This is a genomic window from uncultured Pontibacter sp. (genome assembly GCF_947495565.1).
Lineage (GTDB): Bacteria > Bacteroidota > Bacteroidia > Cytophagales > Hymenobacteraceae > Pontibacter.
The window spans coordinates 458,116-476,655 of sequence record NZ_CANLZM010000001.1; the positions used below are offsets into that span (position 1 = coordinate 458,116).

Here is an 18,540-nt window from a genome sequence, read left to right on the forward strand (position 1 = left end):
GCTTTAGGCTTTACTCGTTCTAACTTTAAAGTTTGGTAGAGGTATTGCGGCTTTAAAGTTTTTAGTTCCTGGCAACTCCACCTTACATCACCCTTAACGATCTACAAAACACCAACCCATGACCGAATCAAGCGCACCGCTGATCACGAATGAAGCTGTGGTGCTGGGCATCCTGCTCGTCATCCTGGCACTAGTTTTTCATACTTCCTCCAGCACCAAACAGCTGTGGGTGCGGTTTTACAAGGTAATTCCTTCGCTGCTGCTTTGCTACTTTTTGCCGGCGCTGCTCAATACGTTCAATATTATATCCGGCGAGGCATCGCAGTTATACTTTGTGGCTTCGCGCTTTTTCCTGCCCGCCTCGCTCATCCTGCTCACGCTCAGCATCGATTTTAAGTCGTTGAGCATGCTGGGCAGCAAAGCCGTGATTATGTTTTTTGCCGGCACGGTGGGGGTGATGTTTGGCGGGCCGCTGGCGCTGTTTGCTGTCGGCTCTCTGTTTCCGGATGTGCTGTATACCGGCGATGATGAAGTATGGAAAGGGCTGGCTACCATTTCGGGCAGCTGGATAGGCGGCGGCGCAAACCAGGCGGCTATGCTGGAGGTTTTCGGCGCAAGCAAAGAGGCGTTCGGGCAGATGATTGCTGTGGATGTGCTGGTTGCCAACGTCTGGATGGGATTCCTGTTATACTTCTCGCAGAAGCCGGAGAAGATCGACAAACTGCTGGGTGCCGACAGCCGCCCGATCAAAGAACTGGAGGAGCGCCTGGAGGGGCTGCAGGCAGGCAAACGTATGATGCCGACAGTCACGTCTACCATGGTGCTGCTTGGGGTGGCCTTTGGTTTTACAGGGCTGTCTCATTTTCTGTCGGATATTATCGCGCCATACTTTGCGGAAAACTTTCCGGAGCTGGAAACATATTCCATCACAAGCGGCTTCTTTTGGCTGGTGATCATTGCCACCACGGCGGGGCTGGCGCTGTCGTTTACCAAAGCGCGTGATCTGGAAGGGTACGGAGCTTCCCGCTTTGGTTCCGTGTTTCTATACTTTCTGGTAGCCACTATCGGTATGAGCATGGATCTTGGTGCAGTGCTGGATAACCCGAAACTGTTCTTAGTCGGTGCCTTCTGGATAACGTTCCATATACTGATCATGCTGATCGTGGCGCGCATCATCAGAGCGCCGTTCTTCTATGTGGCGGTGGGCAGCCAGGCCAACATCGGTGGTGCTGCCTCGGCCCCAATCGTAGCGGTAGCCTTTAACCGTTACCTGGCTCCGGTTGGCGTGTTGCTGGCAGTTTTGGGGTATGCAGTAGGTACTTACGGCGCGTACATGTGCGGCCTGATGCTGCAGTATGTTTGGAACTTACTGGCTTAACAAAGTATAAAGTATAAGATAAAATGCGGCCCCTGCAGAAGATGATTCATCTGCAGGGGCCGCGTCTTTTTTAGCTGGATTTGCGTCTGTAGCGCTTTAAACTCTAAGAGGAGAATTTCGAAGCTCCGTTGTCTTCCAAGCCAGTTTCTACAGGTACTTTTGATACAGGTTGTAAAGTATGATTTTGTCTTTTTCGGTCAGCACCATGTTCACTTCATCCTGTATAAAATGTAGCTTAAATGCCCGGATAGCCGCAGGAAGGTCGCGGGTGTCGTAGCCGATGATACGAAGCGCCTCTTTGGGGTTGAAGTGTGGCGGAATGGTTGATACTGAATCCAGTGGCTGCAGTATAAGTACAGGCTGGGAAGCAGTGCTGTCGAGTACCGTAATCGGGGCCGCCGGCTGCAGAAACTGGGCCACCACACCTTCATCATACCACAAGCCAAAGCCATGCGCTGCCAGCCTTTTCCATGGGAAAGTCTCGTTCGGGTCTACCTTGCGCACCGGTGCTATGTCAGAGTGGCCGATAAAGTTCTCAGCCGGAATATTGTATGTCTCCTTCAGCATCGCCAGCACGTCCAGTAAACTTTTAATCTGGGCCTCCTCAAAAGGCTCCGCACCGTTGTTGTCCAGCTCTATCCCGATAGAAGAGGAGTTCAGGTCGGTGTTGTTTCCCCAGCGGCTGTTGCCCCCGTGCCAGGCGCGCAGGTTATCGTTTAGCATGTGGTATACCTTGCCGTCCCGCCCGATAACATAGTGTGCGCTTACCTGCGTTTTAGGCATGGTAAACGTCTTTAAAGTATGGTCGGTGGAGTTTTGGGCTGTATGGTGGATGACCACGAAATTGGGGCGGCGCATGCTAAAGTTTGTAGTGCCTACCCACTGATCGCCGAGTTGCAACGAAGATGTTTCTGGTTCAATGGCAGGCACTGTTCGCAGCTGTTTGGCATACGTTTTCAGCTGTTTCTTGTGCGCCCGGTTAGTACTGGCATAAGGGTTTGAAGAGCAGCTGTAGAGCAAAGCGCTCGCCAGCAGCAAAGGTAAAAAGGCAGTAGAAGTATACTTCATAGTATATTTTAAGGTGAATTATTTCGAAGTATAAACTTGTATGAATTTAGCCTCAGATGCAAGTTTAGACACAGAACTATACCTGTAATGCAGTGTTAATATTTTAAGAACTTTCGTGCAGCGGTTGATTTTGTAGCGCAGCTGCCATTACCTTTGCAGCATCTTTATGCAAGATTTATAAAGAAGAGGGGAGAGAGTAGGCTCAGTGAACCTCTAGCAACCACGGCCACGGTCGTAAAGGTGCTAATACCTGCCCAAGTTGGGATCTATAAATTAACTACATGCACTCATTACATTCGCTTTTAGCAAATCATTTTCGTGCCCATACTTCTGTAGTAGCTCCACAACAGTCTTTTTTCTGTTGTTGTTGCTGTTGAGGCTACTCCTTTTCTGCGGCCACTTAGCCGCTTCTCTGGCTTTTTACGGGCCTGGTTAAATCATACTTTTCTTTTTGCCAAGCGGAGCAGCAGTCGGTAAACTTCGGCATGCCCGTTTCTGATACAATTCATGCAACAAATTCAAAAAACTGGCGGGTGGGCGCTTGTCCCCTTCTTCGTGTTTGTACTTATTTTTCTGGGAGCAGGTATCGCTTTAAATGATTTCTATGCGCTGCCTGCTCCGGTGGCGGTGGTGCTGGGCATCATCTCTGCCTTTTTTATACTTCGCGGCTCCACAGAGGCCAAAGTAACTGCCCTCATCAGGGGCAGCGGCGACTCAAAAATTATCACCATGTGCCTTATCTACTTACTTGCCGGCGCTTTTGCTACGGTAACTAAGGTTGTTGGGGGCGTAGATGCCACTGTGAGCCTGGGGCTGAGCGTGCTGCCGGTGCAGTACCTGGGGCTGGGCGTGTTTCTGCTGGCGGCTTTCCTGTCTACGGCAACGGGCACGTCTGTAGGAGCTATTGTGGCGCTGGGGCCTATAGCGGTAGGGCTGGCAGAGCAGAGCCATACTTCGCTGCCTTTGCTGCTGGGCACTTTGCTTGGCGGTGCTATGCTAGGCGATAACCTCTCTTTTATCTCCGATACCACCATTGCCGCTACACAATCGCAGGAGTGCAGCATGCGCGACAAGTTTAAGGTGAATATACTGATTGCCGGCCCTGCTGCTCTTGTAACCATTGCTTTGCTGTTGTTTACCGGCTGGAGCACAGCGGCAAACGCAGACGCTCTTGTGCCGGAGCTTCAAATTTTTTCTTTCTGGCAGATCGTGCCTTACCTCTTGGTGATTGGGCTGGCAGTAAGCGGGGGGAATGTTTTTGCTGTGCTTATCATAGGTACGCTGGCTTCCGGCGCAGTAGGGCTGGGGCAGGGGCAGCTGGAACTGTTGCCGTTTGCCCGTAGCGTTTACGAAGGCTTTACAGGCATGACAGAGATTTTTCTGCTCTCCATGCTGACAGGCGGCTTGGCGCAGATGGTAAGCGAGGCAGGCGGCATAGCGTTTTTATTGCAAAAAGTAAGCAAGGCCACACGTGGTTTCCGCTCTGCACAAACCGGCATAATTGCGCTGGTAGGAGGCACAAACACAGCCATTGCCAACAATACTGTTTCTATTGTAGTAACAGGTCAGGTCGTAAAGGAGATCAGCAACAAATATAAAATCGATAAGCGTAAAACGGCTGCCCTGCTAGATATAGCCTCCTGCGTAGTGCAGGGAATGCTGCCTTACGGCGCGCAAATCCTTATTTTGCTCAGCTTCACGAAAGGCGATCTAAGCTTCCTGAATATATGGGCCTATAACTGGTATCTGTACTTGCTGCTGCTTTTCAGTTTGCTGTCTATCTATACTCCTTTTGTAGATCGTTACTTGGCAAGGCAAACAGCGGCAGAGCAAAGCCTGGCAGCCAAGGCCGCTTAACTTATTTTCTCTACCCTTAAAATTACCCGCGACTATTCTAACTTTACTAACCTTAACCAAACAGGGAGGGCAAGCTTTGTCTTCCCTGTTTTTATTTGTGCCAGATCATGTGTGCCTCTTCCCCCAAGCCTCGGCAAGTATGGTTTTTTAGAATGAGAGGAAGCACTTCTTTTACCGATAACCATGACGTATAAAGCAAAAGAACCGCTCAGCATTCTATAGCCAAGCGGTTCTTTTAAAGTCTTTTAAGGAGATTTCTTAAAGCTGCGGTTGCTTTCTGACAGAAGCAAGCTGCTGCTTCAGCTCCTCCACGCGGTTAAGCTCGGTCTGTAGCTCGCGCTTAATTTTTAGCTCGCGCTCGCGTGCACTCTTTTTATACTCGTTCAGCTCAAGCTCCATTTCATCGTAAGCTCTGCGTTTTTCGTTTGCTGTACTTTTGCTGGTCTTATGCTGCACCATCATAACGCCTAAAGCTATCAGTAAGGCAAGTATGATTCCGCTGTTCAGGAGCACGTAAAACTGCTTTGGCAAGTCAATTCCTAACACTGAGATATGCGTAATGTCGTGCATGCTCTGCTGTATCTCCGCCTCTTTCTGCTTCATTTCGTTCTGCATGGTCTGCAGTTGCTGCTCCTGAGCGGCTACATCTTTGCGTGCCTCCTGTAGCTTGGCGTCTGCCTCGGATTCAAAATTCTCCAGTTTCTTGTCTTTGGATGCAACAGTCTCCTGAACGGTTTTCCAGAACGAATCCAGCGTAGTGATCTTCACCACCTTGTAACCCTGCCAGGTGTTAGAGCTGCTTTTCAGCCCTTCGAATTGCTTTTCAAGTTTTGCGTTGGCTGCAGGTGCTTTTTCTGCTTTATTACCCTGTGCCTGTACAAAAGTGGCAGAGCACATGAGTGCGAGGGAGAAAAAGAGTGCCTTCATAATTTAAAGATTTGGTTTGTACTAAATTTTGTATTTCTGCTATAAGCTATTCGGGAGGTGAATATATAGAATTATATCTTTTTAAGCACCTTTACTTACAGGCTTAACCCTGCCGCGTGTCATATATTGTTTAAGATTACTAAAAAATCTGATATGGCAACATCACTACGAACAGAAATATGGCAAAATCAAGTTCACTATGGGGAAAAGTTCCACACTTTCGTCTCCGCCTGCTCCAATTTAGCGCTAAAGCAACAAGGCAAGTATGGCAAAGAAGTCTATGACCCAAAGCGCGATGCTTACCTCTTTCCGCTTGCCAGTTACCATCTTCACAGCTGTCCAGCTTAGAAAGCCCCAGATAATTCCCTGCGTTATAGAGTAGGTAAAAGGGATCAGCACCATAGCCAGAAACGCAGGAATAGCATCATCCATCTTAAACCAATCGATTTTAGTGACCGGGCGCACCATAAACGCACCTACCAGCACCAGGGCAGGGGCCGTGGCTATAGCCGGGATCATGGAGAGCAGCGGCGCCAAAAAGAGGAAAGGCAGGAAAAGCAGTGCACCCACAACCGCCGTCAATCCTGTGCGGCCGCCTGCCTCAATACCAACCGCCGACTCTACGTAAGCGGTGCCAGGGCTGGAGCCTACCAAACCGGCCAGTGTAGTGGCTACGGCATCAGTAGTCAGGGAGCGTTTTACATGGCGCGGCTCTCCGTGCTCGTCCATCAGGTCAGCAGCCTCGGCCAAGCCCACAAACGTGGAGATGCTGTCAAACATATCGGTAAATACAAAAGCGAATATGACCGGTATGATGGAGAGTTGGAAAGAATTGATCAGATCAAGCTGAAACAGCAAACTAAAGTCCGGTGCGGAGGTAATGCCTTGCCAGGTAATCAGTGGCTCTATGTCAGTAGCCCACCAGCGGCCCAGTGGATAAGAGGCTAAGGTAGTAAATAAAATGCCAAGCAAAATGCCGCCCTTCACGTTGCGCACAATCATAACGGCAGTCAGCAACAGGCCGGCCAGAAAAGTAAGCAAGGCAGGCGTCATCGGGCTGACGCCGATGATGGTGGCGGGGTTGGCTACAATAAATTTAGCGTTCGCAAAGCCAATAAGCGTGATGAATAAGCCGATGCCGGCGGCAATAGCAAACCGGAGCGGCCTCGGAATGGCTTTTACAATAAGCGTCCGCACATTAAAGACAGAGAGTATCAGGAAAACGATGCCCGACCAGAATACGGCTCCCAAAGCCACCTGCCAGGTTACCCCCATTCCCAGCACAGCCGAAAACGTGAAGAAGGCATTCAGGCCCATACCGGGTGCTACCAAAATTGGATTCCGGGCATACAGGCCCATCATTAAGCTACTGAAAAAAGAAACTAAAACAGTGGCTGTGAGCACTCCTGAAAACGGCATGCCTGCCTGGGCCAAAATGGTCGGGTTTACAACTATAATATAAGCCGTGGCCAAAAAGGAAGAGACGCCGGCGAGCACCTCCGTTTTAATATCTGTGCCGTGGTGCTTCAGGCGGAAGTATGACTCCATGTTCTGTGCAGGTTGAGGTATTGGTGTTGTGTGAAGGCTTAAAGTTAGGCCAACCTAATGTAAGAAAAAACTCGATCTTTAAAACGGCCTGGTTTTAAGAGTGGTTAAAGCAGGGGTTTCAGCCAAGGCAGCTTTATACTTTCAGTGTGCTGAGGGTAAGGTATACGGCAAAAAAAACAGCCACAGCTGCTCTACTTAAAGCATGCTGTGGCTGTTTGGTGAGTTTATACTTGCGGCTTAGCCGTAGATTTCGTTGAGTAAGCCGGCCAGGCGAACACCTGCTTGCAGCAGACGCTGCTCTACCAGGCTATAGTTCTCGTAAGCATAGCTGTAGCTGATTTTTTTGTCTTCCGGCAGGTTGTACACACGTGGGCGGTAGCTCATCGACTCGTTTGCCCAGTCCCTTACAGAATCAGACTGCCACTGTTTTACCTGCGCCTTGTCCGGCTCTCCCAGGAACCGCACAATCTCTGTGAAGCTCAGGTTTTTACCTGCAATCATGTCCGTGTCCCAAACGCGGTGCAGGTTAGATGGCTGGTAGAACCACTGTACCTTTACCTGGTTTCCGCCCTGATCATCGCCGGTGCCCACATGCAGCGGCTGATGGATATCACCCACCAAATGCACCAGGTACTTCAGGTATTCCTGCTCCTGCGCCTTAGTAAGCTTTCCGGATTTAAGAACTTTCGAGAGTTCCTCTATCTTGCCTAGTACGTCGCCGTTCGGGTTCTTTTCAGACTGCTCATAGGTTTCGCCATCCTGAATAGTCACCCAATGCCAGTCATGGGTATGGTCATAAGTGCTGTCGCTCTTTATGTCATCCATCCAAACAGAAACCTCTGCCAGCGAATTGTTCTCCAGAACCTGCATCACTTTCTTCTTCGCCTTTTTGCTCAGGTGCTGCTCTGCCACCAGCCCAACGGCACGGTGCCCATTTTGTCCCCAAGCAAACACCTGACCAGTAAGCATCAGGCACAGAAAGAAAATACTCGTTAATTTTTTCATTGATAAGTAGATGATGTGTTAATGCTAATGCAAAACAACAAAATTTATGCTAGATGCCGGACAGAGAAAATTATTTTTAAGTTAAATTCTTTGAAAAGGCCAACAGAGCCAGCATTAGTACTATAATGGAAACCTGGTTTAGGAGTTGGGTTTTGGTTAAGTGAAGCTTTTTGTAGCTTTGTGCTAAAGTATAAAACCATGGACAACAAATACGAAGGCAAAGTAATGTGGTCTCATTTAGATGCCAACATGCACATGCGCCACTCCGCTTATGCTGATTTTGCCGCACAGGCACGCATTGTGGTGCTCGATAGGCTAGGTATGGATCTGAAAGCGTTTCAGCACCTGCACATCGGGCCTATTCTGTTTAGGGAAGAGCTGGTATACTTGCGCGAAGTTGGTATAAACGAGCACCTGACCATAACGGTAGAACTGACAAAAAGCCGTGCAGACGGTTCGCGCTGGTCTATCCGGCATGAGGTTTTCCGTGCAGACGGTGTAAAGGCTGCCGTTATCAATGTGGATGGTGCCTGGCTTGATTTGCACAAGCGTAAGCTTACCAACCTGCCGGAGGTGTTGGTGGAGCAGTTTAACCGCCTCAACAAAAGCGAAGATTACCAGGAGGAGGAATAGGAGCGGAACTTAATCCCGCTTTCTTCTTTTCCTTTCCTCTTGCCGCTGTTTGCGTCGTTCTTTCCAGCTCTCTTTCCACTGTTCGTAACTTTGAGCTGCTTTTTCACCGATTTTGTCGAACACCCGCTCCAGGAAATTCTCGCGTGGGGGTTCGGCACGGAAAGACGCACAGTTGAGCGCCTCCTGTACGCGTAGAGGCAGGGGAGCAAACTGGCTATTGTAGTATCCTTTATATGCGGGGTCAAGGGCGATGCGGCGAATGTACTCGCCCCAGATTGGTAGCGCTGTACGTGAGCCCTGGCCTAACTCCAAGGTGCGAAAACGCACTTCTGGACTTTCCCCGCCCACCCAAACACCGGTTACCAGCTGAGGCGTTATACCTATGAACCAGCCATCGGTCTGCTCCTGCGTAGTGCCTGTTTTACCGGCAATGTCCATTTTAAGCCCGTAAGCGGTACGTAACTTAGCGGCACTGCCTTCTTCCACCACGCCCTGCATCAGATGTAGCATGATGGCCGCTGTTTCCTCCGAAATTACTTTTTTTGCTCCTTCACCTGCACGGTGCTCGCGCAGCACACGGCCTTCACGGTCTTCGATTTTGGCTATGTAAACCGGCTTAACCTGCAGGCCGCGGTTGGCAAAAGTGGCATAAGCCGTTACCATTTCCTGGAGCGACAGGTTGGCAGTGCCTAGTGCCAGTGAAGGGACTTCAGGTAGTTTGGATTCGATGCCCAATCGGTGCGCCATGGCTACGGTTTTTGTAACTCCCGCTTTCATGATCATCTGCGCCGATACGGTATTGACAGAGTGCGCCAGTGCTCCGCGCATACTGTACTCTCCGCCATACTGCTCTGTGGCATTGCGCGGCGACCAGTTATCATACTCCGGGTAGGTCATACGCTCGTTCGGGAAGTAATCGCAGGGCTTAAAACCTTGTTCAAGTGCAGTAGCGTAAACAATTGGTTTGAAAGTAGATCCTACCTGCCGCTTTGCTTTAACGTGATCATACTTAAATACATGGTGGTTGATGCCACCTACCCAGGCGCGCACGAAACCAGTCTGCGGCTCCACTGAAAACAAGCCCGTGTTTAGGAAGCGGGAGTAGTAAGCTAGCGAGTCCATGGGGCTCATTTCTTTTTTGCTGTTGCCGCTCCAACCATACACCTGCATCGGTACCGGCTGCTTAAAGGCTTCCAGTATTTCCGCCTCAGATTTACCCGCATCTTTCAAATGCTTATATCTGTCGGAGCGCTGCATGGCCACCTGAATTATGTCAGAATTGCGGCCCCAAGGCGAACGGCCACGCCAGTGGGCATCAAACTGCTTCTGCAGCTGCGCCATGTGCTTACGAACGGATGCCTCAGCGTGGCGCTGCATTCCGGCATCAATGGTGGTATATATTTTCAGCCCATCTTTGTAGAGGTTGTAAGGCTCTCCGTTCTTCTTCTTTTTGCTAGTTGCCCAGTCTACCAGTTCCTGCCGCAGGTGCTCCCGGAAGTATGGCGCAATGCCATCATTATGGGTAGTATAATTATACTTTAGCTTGAGCGGCAGCTGTTTTAGAGAGTCAGCTTGTGCGCTGCTGAGGTATTCATACTTTGCCATCTGGGCCAGTACCACGTTACGGCGTCTGGTGGAGCGCTTCAGGTCCAAGCGGGGGTTGTAGGTGGTGGTGGCCTTCAGCATGCCGATCAGCACGGCAGCTTCTTCGGTTTTAAGGGAGTCGGCGGAGGTGTTAAAAAAACGGCGCGAAGCACGTTCTATGCCATACAAGTTACCGCCCATCGGCACAGTGTTCAAGTATAGCTCCAGCAGCTCCTCTTTAGAGTAAATGCCTTCCAACTTACGGGCAATGATCATTTCGCGCAGCTTGTTGATGGGCATATCCCAGAACATGTAGTTTTTACGCGGGTACAGGTTTTTTGCCAGCTGCTGGCTCAGGGTGCTGCCACCGCCGGAGCTCCCGTTCTGGAGCAGCAGCGTTTTTATAAAAACACGGCCCAAACTGCGCACATCCACACCGCTGTGGTCGTAGAAGCGGGCATCCTCAGTGGCGATCAGTGCATCAATAGCGGCAGGCGAAATATTAGCATACTTCACATTGGTGCGGTCCTGAATGTAGTAGCGGCCCAGCAGCACACCATCGGCAGAATATACTTCGGAAGCCGTGTTGTTGTGCACAGACCTTAGTTCTTTGGAAGAGGGCATGCCGCCTAAAAAACCAGCGTAAACAGCAAAGTAGAACAGTACCAGGAACAGAATCCCGAAAAGGGACAGCTTCAGGAAAATGCGATACAGAAAACGGTAGTCGGAGCGGCGGCTGCTTTCCTGCCACTCTGCCCATTTTTGTTGCCAATACGTTCGGGTAAACTTAGGCTTCTGGCTTTTCCAGAAAGCGGAAAGTTCGCCGTATACCAGCCGCACGAACGGGGCCATAATCCTTGTAACTATAAATTTGAATAGCTTCTTGAGCGTAGCTCTCATGTTCTTTAGTTGGTGCTATTTGGCTTTGGCTAAAATCTGCCGCGCTGCATTCAAACGCAAATGTACAGTTTTTGATGCAACGGCTGTTGTTTAGCAAAGATTGCGCCAGTGCATTGCCCTGCCGAAAAGTTTAAATTGTGTACCTTTGCACCAGATGCTTCACACCAGAAATATACGGTGCCATTGGCTTAGGTTCCCGCTCATGTGGGTTATGCTGCTCTGGTCGCTCACACTGCCGGGCCATGAGGTGCTGGTATACAACTACCTGGTGCAGGGGTCAGTGCAGGAATCAGTAATGCGGTTTAATGCATCCGGTTTAAGGGAGGAGCATCAGGCCCTGAACCCGCAGCAGGTGCAAGCCTTTCCCGATGCCCAAACCGCGCCTGTGCTGGTGCTCAAGCAGGTGCTGCACGTGTCGCCACTGCTCTTGCTGCCGCTGTTTTCCAAAGCCTTTCCTGATGCGGCGCCCACATACGCTTCGCCGGTTTCTGTAGGGCAACTACTGCTGCAGGTTCTGCCTGTTTCGGTGCTTCCCAACGCACCTTAGTACACGCTATACATATTTCTTTTTGGCCTGCTTTTTATCAGTATAAATAGCTGTAAACCAGCTATAGGCAGACTTTCTGTTTAATTTTTTATTATAGTGTGTTTTAGCGCTGTGGCGCTGGTATGTACGCAATACAAGCCGGTGCTGCCTCCAAATTTTTGTATCCATATGGCAGATCTTGCTGTTATAGTTTCTATACTTTCCCTTTTCGGAGTTTTAATCGGTGTAATTTCCCCTAATCTTGGGCTTTGTTGGTACTATGGGAAGAGGAGTCGGTTCAACGTGATCCGTATTTACTTCCTAGTGCTCCTGTTATCGTTTCTACTATTTGCTGTTACCGAAAATATATAGTTTAAAATATAGTATATCAGTATATTAACAAGTATTATTGTAAGTATGAGTTTTACTGTTGAGGACATATTACTGGGCATCTCTATTTTACTTTTCCTGAGTATTCTGGTAAGTAAAAGCCTGGGCAGGCTGGGTGTGCCTGCGCTGGTACTTTTCCTGGGTGTGGGAATACTGGCTGGCTCAGAGGGCATCGGCGGTATCTATTTTGATGATGCGAAGACAGCGCAGTCGCTTGGTACGTTGGCGCTTACGCTCATACTTTTCTCAGGAGGATTGGATACGCGCTGGCAAAGTACGCGGCCTGTGCTCTGGCGAGGCATTACGCTCTCTACGTTGGGGGTGTTAATTACGGCTCTGTTGGTTGGGGTTTTTGCATCTTACCTGCTGGGCTTTACGCTGCTGGAGGGCATGCTGCTCGGGGCCATCGTTTCTTCTACAGATGCGGCTGCGGTGTTTTCCATACTTCGATCCCGCAACATCGGCCTTAAAAATAACCTGCGCCCCACGCTGGAGCTGGAGTCCGGGAGTAACGACCCCATGGCCTATTTCCTGACCGTAAGTTTTACGTTTCTGCTGACCAACTCGGAGGCGAGTCTGTGGGACCTGGTGCCGATGTTTTTCCTGCAGATGAGCATTGGTGCCGTAGCCGGGGTAGCGATGGGCTTTGTAATGGCCTGGACAATTAACCGCATTAATCTGGAGCAGGACGGACTGTACCCGGCCCTCACGCTGGCGATGGTGCTTTTCACGTTCTCCTTTACAAACCTGCTGAACGGTAACGGATTTCTGGCGGTTTATACTTCCAGCGTAATACTGGGCAATAAAAACTTTATACATAAGCGCAGCCTCACCCGGTTTTATGACGGCATAGCCTGGCTCATGCAGATCCTGATGTTCCTTACCCTGGGCCTTTTGGTGTTTCCGTCTCATGTGCTGCCCGTGCTGGGCGTTGGCGTTTTGGTCTCTCTTTTCCTGATATTTGTGGCCCGCCCGATCAGCGTGTTTATAAGTATGGCTTTCTTTAAATCCTCCTGGCAGGATAAAGTATACTTGTCGTGGGTTGGTTTGCGCGGAGCCGTGCCCATTGTGTTCGCCACCTACCCCTTGCTGGCCGGCCTGAACCGCTCTGACATGATCTTTAACATCGTATTCTTTATTGTGCTTACCTCTGTTATGCTGCAGGGCACCACACTTAAACTGGTGGCCGATTGGCTGGGACTGAGCCTGGTGGAGGATGCTACCAAGCGGATGCAACTAGGGGAAGATCTGGGCTATAACGCTAAAAATGAGCTCGTGGAGCTGCAGCTAGGCCCCGAAAGTTCAGGCATCGGAAAGTCACTGGTGCAGCTGCAGTTGCCAAAAACATCGCTGATTGTGCTGATAGACCGCGGTGGCAGGTTTGTAACTCCCAACGGGCAAACGGTGCTGGAGCCCTACGACAAGCTGATGGTAATGGTAGATAACGAGGCGGAGCTAAACGGGGTGCGGGAGATACTGCTTTGAGCAGGGACAAGTAGTGTGTAATTTCAAGTTCGATTCAGTAGCACGATTAAAGGTAAAAGCTTGTTACCCAAGTATGAAATATTTTGTGCAGCAAGGCTCCATTGTCCGCCAGATTTGGGGAAAGAGCGATACCATACTTTTCATATTTGCCGGCGCTTCCGCAGAGTTTGCCCTCAACAAAGCTGTGGACTGGCTGTTCTTTACCGGCCGCCTTCCTGCTGACCCCCTGGGCCGGTTATTCTCGACCGTAGGCTATGCCCGTAAAATTGTTTTCTCAGAAGAGGCAGCCGCACATCAGGCTATTGATAGTATGGCTGCCATACATGCAGGGGTGGAGGCAAAGCGTGGTCTCCGGATTCCAGATTGGGCATACCGCGATGTGCTGTTTATGCTGATTGACTATTCCATTCGCTCCTTTGAACTGCTGGAGCGGAAACTAACCGAGCAGGAGCAGGCGGAGGTGTTTGAGGTTTTTAACCGCGTAGGAGTCCGGATGGGAATCAAAGGCCTGCCCGAAAGCTTTACGGAATGGCAACTGGCGCGGGAGGAGCACCTGCAGCAAAACCTACAGAAAAGCAGCCTTACTTCTGAGCTATACCTTCAGTACAGAAAGCACCTTGGCAATGTACGTTATTGGCTGCTGCTGCAGGCACAGGTGCTGGTAGTGCCGGAGTGTGTGCGGGCACAGTTAAATTTATGGCGTGTGCCCTTGCTAAAACCAGTGCTGATAGCCTATAAACTTAGCCGCGCCCTCAGGGCAGAGTGGCTGCTCAAGGAGCTTATACTTCCACCTGCTTACAAAGCCGAGATAAAGGAGCTGGATGCATTACCGGCTAGTTAATTTCTGGGTTGGTTATTTATGTTAACTAAAGGCAGGTTTACTTTCAAAATTAAAACTGTTACTACTGAGGTAGAAGCAGCAAAGTCATTTTAGCTGCAGAAATAAAGTGCAATTGTTTACCTCCTGTTGACTAAAATCCATATCCTCAAACTTTAAGTCAGGAGGCATTACTCCGGCTAAATCTCTCAATTATTACAGTAAAGGCAGGAGCGCCTCTTAAAATTGCCTCAGTATTCGCTTTCCCAAAAAACAAATTCCTGCTATCAAAGTATAACGGTTGTGCTAATTGTAGAAACTGGTGAAGGCGTTCATAAACTTCTTAAGCCCTAGGACCCAGCAGGCACAGTTTACCTTTAATTTAAATTTCAAGAAGCTATGACGATAAAAAATTATCCCGGAAGCCCGTACCCTTTGGGCGCTACCTGGGATAGAGAAGGTGTTAATTTTGCACTTTTCTCCGAGAATGCCACAAAGGTGGAGCTTTGCCTTTATAAGAGTTCTGAAGATGAAACAGAGTATGACGTCATCAACATGACGGAGCGCACCCACCACATTTGGCATACTTACCTGCCGGAAGCTAAGCCGGGGCTGCTCTATGCTTTTAGGGTGAGCGGGCCATACGAGCCTCAGAACGGACATAGATTTAATCCTAACAAGGTTCTATTAGATCCTTATGCAAAAGCCATTACGCGCACCATTGAGTGGCACGATTCGCTTTTTGGCTATAAGTTAGGAGACCCTGACGAAGACTTTAGCTTCAGCGAAACAGACAGCGCACCCTATATTCCGAAATGCGTGGTGGTAGACCCGACGTTTGACTGGGAAGGTGTAAAAATGCCAAAGATCCCTTATCATAAAACGATCATTTATGAAACGCATGTTAAAGGATTTACCAAGCTGCACCCTGAAATTCCGGAAGATATAAGAGGTACTTATGCAGCACTAGGGCATCCGGTTACTATAAAATACCTCCAAGACTTAGGTATAACCGCCATAGAGCTAATGCCGGTGCACCACTTTATAAACGACAGGCACCTGGCAGAAAAAGGTTTGTATAACTATTGGGGTTACAATACCATTGGATATTTTGCGCCGGATGTTCGCTACGCTAGCAGTGGTACGCACGGAGATCAGGTAGTAGAGTTTAAAGAGATGGTAAAGGCCCTGCATAAGGCCGGTATAGAGGTGATACTGGATGTGGTGTATAACCATACCGCCGAAGGCAACCAGATGGGGCCGACATTATCTTTCCGGGGCATTGATAATGCCGGTTATTACCGCCTGACGCAAGACCAACGCTATTATATGGATTACACAGGCACAGGCAACACCTTAAATGCTAACCTGCCGCAAGTGCTGCGCCTTATCATGGACAGTCTGCGCTACTGGATTCTGGAGATGCATGTAGATGGTTTCCGCTTTGATTTGGCCGCAACACTGGCCCGTGAGCTGCATGAAGTGGACCAGCTGAGCGCCTTCTTCGATATCATCCATCAGGATCCAGTTATCTCGCAGGTAAAACTAATTGCCGAGCCTTGGGATATTGGTGAAGGAGGATACCAAGTAGGGAATTTCCCTCCGGGCTGGGGCGAATGGAATGGCAAGTACCGCGATTGCATCCGGGATTACTGGCGCGGAGCGGATAGTATGCTGGCGGAGTTTGCTGAGCGCTTCACAGGCAGCTCAGACCTGTACAGGGATGACTACAGAAGCCCTACCGCAAGTATAAACTTTATCACTGCCCACGATGGCTTCACCCTAAACGACCTGGTGTCTTACAATCATAAGCGCAATTCTGAGAACGGCGAAGATAACAACGACGGGGAGAGCCATAACCGTTCCTGGAACTGTGGGGTGGAAGGGCCGACTGATGACCAGGAGGTGCTGGAGCTCCGTGCAAAGCAAAAACGCAATTTCCTTACCACGCTTTTCCTCTCGCAGGGTGTACCTATGTTAGTGGCAGGTGATGAGATAAGCCGTACACAGAAAGGCAATAACAATGCCTACTGCCAGGATAATGAGATATCTTGGGTTAACTGGCAAGATGCCGACAAAGACTTGCTGGGCTTCACTCAAAAGCTTGTGAAGTTTTGTAAACACCATCCTGTGTTTAACCGCCGGGGCTGGTTTATAGGGCAGCCAATTAAAGGTGGTAAGCTTAAGGATATTGCGTGGTTTTTGCCGGAAGGTAATGAAATGACTGAGGAAAACTGGTGTCACGATTTTGCCAAATCCCTGGGAGTTTACATGAACGGTAGAGGCTTGCATGCCAAAGGATTAAAAGGCGAGCAAGTTGTAGACGACAGCTTTTATGTGATCTTTAACGCACATTACGAACCGCTGAAGTATAAACTTCCGCCAAAGAAGTACGGAGAAGTATGGTACAAAGTAATTGATACGGATACCGGTATGATGGATAAGAAGGGAGAGAAATTTTCTTATAGTAAAACAGTAGAAGTTGCTCCCCGCTCTGTGGTAGTACTGCAGCAGCCGAAAAATGATGCTCCTTCAGCTTAACCAGATCAAGTATAAATCAAAACGCCCGCTAATTAAGCGGGCGTTTTGATTTATACTTGATCTATACTTTTATGGGACTTGCTTACATATTTTAGCGTTATTCTAACCCCAGCTAAAAGGTGAAGTATGATTATACTTGCTGATACTACTTTCGACCTGATTTAATCCGCCTGCTGTTCGTGCTTTCTGAATAAATCAAGCGCCTCTTCATTACCTTGCTGCACAGCTAAGCCATAAGCCGTAAAGCCCCTTGCATCTTGAATGCTCATATCAGCGCCATACTCCAGAAGTGTTTTAACCAGTGTATTTTTGCCGAACAAAGCAGCAAACATTAGCGCAGTGCCACCATTGCCGGTTTGCTGGTCAAGTTTGGCGCCGTTTTCCAGCAGCAGCCGTGCTATATCGTCGTAGCCTTTAAAGCTGACGCCCATCAAGGCCGTGTTACCGCCGGCATCCTGGGCATTTACATTAGCCTTGGCTTCCAGCAATACTTTTACGGCCTCCGGGTGCTCATTATAACTGGCCAGAATCAGGGCAGTAAAGCCTCGTCCGTCTCTTGTCTCTAGTTCTACTCCTGATGCTATTGCTTGCTTCAGGTGCTCTACGTCTCCTTTGCGGGCGGCATCAAGAAATAAGTCTTCGGGGTGAGTTGAGTGAAAAGTCATGGTAAAGGGTTTGTTAAAAATATACATTGGGTACTACGGAGAAGTATGCCAAAAGGTGATACCCGCAAATGCTTTGGAAAATTAGCTTCCGTAAGATTTAAGGCTTTGCCCTAAAGTATAAAAGCCGGTAAACCTAGGGGGTAAAATGCGCGGCCAGTGCAGCATAAAATTCCTCCTCGTTTTGCAGCCACGGAAAATGACTGGTTTTAGGTATGGTGATATAATTGGCATATGGGTAACGCTCCCTTACATACTTTTTGCTGTCTCCGTAAATATCGTCCTCTCCGTAGGTAATTGTAAACTTAAATCCCTGGTCTATCATGGGCTCTTGTACAGGCTCTTTTAAAAGTGCCAGGTTGGTGCGGTTAATTGCTTTTGCGTTGATCCTGTCTATCATCACCGGAACCGGATCATCTACAGGGTAGCCTTTGTTGCAGTTGAGGCAGAACTGTGTAAATAGATTCTCGTACGCTTTGTCGTTACCTAAAAACCCGAGCGCGGCATTTTTGAGCATGCCAAACCATTCTGACGAGGTAGACTTATTTTTGTTAAACCTGGCTACCTCCAGCACAGTTTCTTTCCATTGGCTGCCGGTTCCGGATGCAGGACTGCACAGAAACATGCTTAGCAGCCTCTGCGGGTTCTGATAGGCATAAAGCTGCGCATACAGCCCTCCCCAGGAGTGCCCGAATAAATGGAATTGCTGCAAATCGAAGCGCTCTGCTATACTATCAATATCGGATATGTAGTCGCCGATGGTATACTTGTTAACATAACAGGGCGAGCTGAGCGTACCGCGCTGATGAAAGGTAATAACCTGAAAATAACGGTTAAGAAATTCTGCCACCGGCCCCAAGCCATCTGGCACACCCGGCCCTCCATGCAGCATAATAACAGTCTCTTTCCCATTGTTTGGGTAACTAACCGTGTATAGCCGGGTCTCTTCGTTTTTAACTAATATTTCCATAATTTTTTGATACGGGAAACAGTAGTTTAGAGTGGCTATCGTTTGAAAATCAGATGAGTAATAGCCAGGAACAGACAACCTACAGTATGTAACTTATGTATACTTTTATGTAGATATAGTTAAACTAAATTTAGTTTATTACTTGTAATTGATAAGTACATGTTAACCAAATATCTCCATGACATAAGTATAGCTAAAGATCAGGTTTACGTATTAACTATGTGATGCTGGGATCATTTAACTGTTAAA

Annotated in this window: 14 protein-coding genes and 1 riboswitch; of the genes, 7 read left to right on the forward strand and 7 right to left on the reverse strand. The window is 48.9% G+C overall.

All coding sequences use genetic code 11. The annotated features are described in order from the left end of the window. The first annotated feature begins 118 nt into the window (after positions 1-118). Positions 119-1,378, forward strand: a complete 1,260-nt coding sequence (locus Q1B04_RS01910) for a DUF819 family protein (protein WP_299754839.1) — start codon at positions 119-121, stop codon at positions 1,376-1,378. Positions 1,379-1,525: 147 nt separating this feature from the next. Here Q1B04_RS01910 and Q1B04_RS01915 read toward each other — a convergent pair whose 3' ends face one another. Then, positions 1,526-2,446, reverse strand: a complete 921-nt coding sequence (locus tag Q1B04_RS01915) for an N-acetylmuramoyl-L-alanine amidase (protein ID WP_299754841.1) — start codon at positions 2,444-2,446, stop codon at positions 1,526-1,528. A 172-nt stretch (positions 2,447-2,618) separates the two neighbouring features. Beyond that, a riboswitch (SAM riboswitch) is annotated at positions 2,619-2,721 on the forward strand. A gap of 232 nt (positions 2,722-2,953) precedes the next feature. Between Q1B04_RS01915 and Q1B04_RS01920 the strand changes: the two genes are divergently transcribed. Then, the gene (locus Q1B04_RS01920) at positions 2,954-4,303 is read left to right on the forward strand and encodes a Na+/H+ antiporter NhaC family protein (RefSeq protein WP_299754844.1); all 1,350 of its coding nucleotides are present in this window, start codon (positions 2,954-2,956) and stop codon (positions 4,301-4,303) included. 258 nt (positions 4,304-4,561) lie between these two features. Here the strand turns inward: Q1B04_RS01920 and Q1B04_RS01925 are convergent, their stop codons facing one another. The 3 genes from Q1B04_RS01925 to Q1B04_RS01935 all read right to left on the reverse strand — a co-directional run bounded on the left by Q1B04_RS01925 (position 4,562) and on the right by Q1B04_RS01935 (position 7,783). After that, entirely contained in the window at positions 4,562-5,230 is a 669-nt protein-coding gene (locus Q1B04_RS01925) for a hypothetical protein (RefSeq protein ID WP_299754846.1), read from the reverse strand. 246 nt (positions 5,231-5,476) lie between these two features. After that, positions 5,477-6,778 carry an NCS2 family permease gene (locus Q1B04_RS01930; protein WP_299754849.1) on the reverse strand — a complete coding sequence of 434 codons (1,302 nt, stop codon included), beginning with the start codon at positions 6,776-6,778 and terminating at the stop codon, positions 5,477-5,479. Between the two features lie 237 nt (positions 6,779-7,015). After that, complete coding sequence (locus tag Q1B04_RS01935; protein WP_299754852.1) at positions 7,016-7,783, reverse strand: S1/P1 nuclease; 768 nt, start codon at positions 7,781-7,783, stop codon at positions 7,016-7,018. A 198-nt stretch (positions 7,784-7,981) separates the two neighbouring features. Here Q1B04_RS01935 and Q1B04_RS01940 point away from each other — a divergent pair, with 198 nt between their 5' ends. Beyond that, positions 7,982-8,416, forward strand: coding sequence for an acyl-CoA thioesterase (locus tag Q1B04_RS01940; RefSeq protein ID WP_299754854.1), 435 nt, complete (start codon positions 7,982-7,984; stop codon positions 8,414-8,416). Between the two features lie 9 nt (positions 8,417-8,425). On the opposite strand, the gene Q1B04_RS01945 is transcribed toward Q1B04_RS01940, so the two are convergent. Then, positions 8,426-10,852 carry a transglycosylase domain-containing protein gene (locus Q1B04_RS01945; protein ID WP_299754856.1) on the reverse strand — a complete coding sequence of 809 codons (2,427 nt, stop codon included), beginning with the start codon at positions 10,850-10,852 and terminating at the stop codon, positions 8,426-8,428. 202 nt (positions 10,853-11,054) lie between these two features. On the opposite strand from Q1B04_RS01945, the gene Q1B04_RS01950 reads away from it, so the two are divergent. The 4 genes from Q1B04_RS01950 to glgX all read left to right on the forward strand — a co-directional run bounded on the left by Q1B04_RS01950 (position 11,055) and on the right by glgX (position 16,659). Beyond that, positions 11,055-11,447 carry a hypothetical protein gene (locus Q1B04_RS01950; protein ID WP_299754858.1) on the forward strand — a complete coding sequence of 131 codons (393 nt, stop codon included), beginning with the start codon at positions 11,055-11,057 and terminating at the stop codon, positions 11,445-11,447. Between the two features lie 396 nt (positions 11,448-11,843). Beyond that, positions 11,844-13,301, forward strand: coding sequence for a potassium/proton antiporter (locus tag Q1B04_RS01955; RefSeq protein ID WP_299754860.1), 1,458 nt, complete (start codon positions 11,844-11,846; stop codon positions 13,299-13,301). A 73-nt stretch (positions 13,302-13,374) separates the two neighbouring features. Then, complete coding sequence (locus Q1B04_RS01960; protein WP_299754863.1) at positions 13,375-14,142, forward strand: oxygenase MpaB family protein; 768 nt, start codon at positions 13,375-13,377, stop codon at positions 14,140-14,142. Between the two features lie 375 nt (positions 14,143-14,517). Further along, a complete protein-coding gene (glgX, locus tag Q1B04_RS01965; RefSeq protein ID WP_299754865.1) occupies positions 14,518-16,659 on the forward strand; it encodes a glycogen debranching protein GlgX in 2,142 nt (713 codons plus the stop codon). Positions 16,660-16,820: 161 nt separating this feature from the next. Here glgX and Q1B04_RS01970 read toward each other — a convergent pair whose 3' ends face one another. Next, a complete protein-coding gene (locus Q1B04_RS01970) occupies positions 16,821-17,324 on the reverse strand; it encodes an ankyrin repeat domain-containing protein (RefSeq protein ID WP_299754868.1) in 504 nt (167 codons plus the stop codon). Positions 17,325-17,457: 133 nt separating this feature from the next. Next, positions 17,458-18,291 (reverse strand): alpha/beta hydrolase, encoded by an 834-nt coding sequence (locus Q1B04_RS01975; RefSeq protein ID WP_299754870.1) that lies wholly within the window; start codon positions 18,289-18,291, stop codon positions 17,458-17,460. Positions 18,292-18,540: the final 249 nt, after the last annotated feature.

What these genes read in the sequence shown, in the direction of transcription:
- Q1B04_RS01910 (WP_299754839.1), top strand. Translation starts at nt 119, where the DNA reads ATGACCGAATCAAGCGCACCGCTGATCACGAATGAAGCTGTGGTGCTG.
- Q1B04_RS01915 (WP_299754841.1), bottom strand. Translation starts at nt 2,446, where the DNA reads ATGAAGTATACTTCTACTGCCTTTTTACCTTTGCTGCTGGCGAGCGCT.
- Q1B04_RS01920 (WP_299754844.1), top strand. Translation starts at nt 2,954, where the DNA reads ATGCAACAAATTCAAAAAACTGGCGGGTGGGCGCTTGTCCCCTTCTTC.
- Q1B04_RS01925 (WP_299754846.1), bottom strand. Translation starts at nt 5,230, where the DNA reads ATGAAGGCACTCTTTTTCTCCCTCGCACTCATGTGCTCTGCCACTTTT.
- Q1B04_RS01930 (WP_299754849.1), bottom strand. Translation starts at nt 6,778, where the DNA reads ATGGAGTCATACTTCCGCCTGAAGCACCACGGCACAGATATTAAAACG.
- Q1B04_RS01935 (WP_299754852.1), bottom strand. Translation starts at nt 7,783, where the DNA reads ATGAAAAAATTAACGAGTATTTTCTTTCTGTGCCTGATGCTTACTGGT.
- Q1B04_RS01940 (WP_299754854.1), top strand. Translation starts at nt 7,982, where the DNA reads ATGGACAACAAATACGAAGGCAAAGTAATGTGGTCTCATTTAGATGCC.
- Q1B04_RS01945 (WP_299754856.1), bottom strand. Translation starts at nt 10,852, where the DNA reads ATGGCCCCGTTCGTGCGGCTGGTATACGGCGAACTTTCCGCTTTCTGG.
- Q1B04_RS01950 (WP_299754858.1), top strand. Translation starts at nt 11,055, where the DNA reads ATGCTTCACACCAGAAATATACGGTGCCATTGGCTTAGGTTCCCGCTC.
- Q1B04_RS01955 (WP_299754860.1), top strand. Translation starts at nt 11,844, where the DNA reads ATGAGTTTTACTGTTGAGGACATATTACTGGGCATCTCTATTTTACTT.
- Q1B04_RS01960 (WP_299754863.1), top strand. Translation starts at nt 13,375, where the DNA reads ATGAAATATTTTGTGCAGCAAGGCTCCATTGTCCGCCAGATTTGGGGA.
- glgX (WP_299754865.1), top strand. Translation starts at nt 14,518, where the DNA reads ATGACGATAAAAAATTATCCCGGAAGCCCGTACCCTTTGGGCGCTACC.
- Q1B04_RS01970 (WP_299754868.1), bottom strand. Translation starts at nt 17,324, where the DNA reads ATGACTTTTCACTCAACTCACCCCGAAGACTTATTTCTTGATGCCGCC.
- Q1B04_RS01975 (WP_299754870.1), bottom strand. Translation starts at nt 18,291, where the DNA reads ATGGAAATATTAGTTAAAAACGAAGAGACCCGGCTATACACGGTTAGT.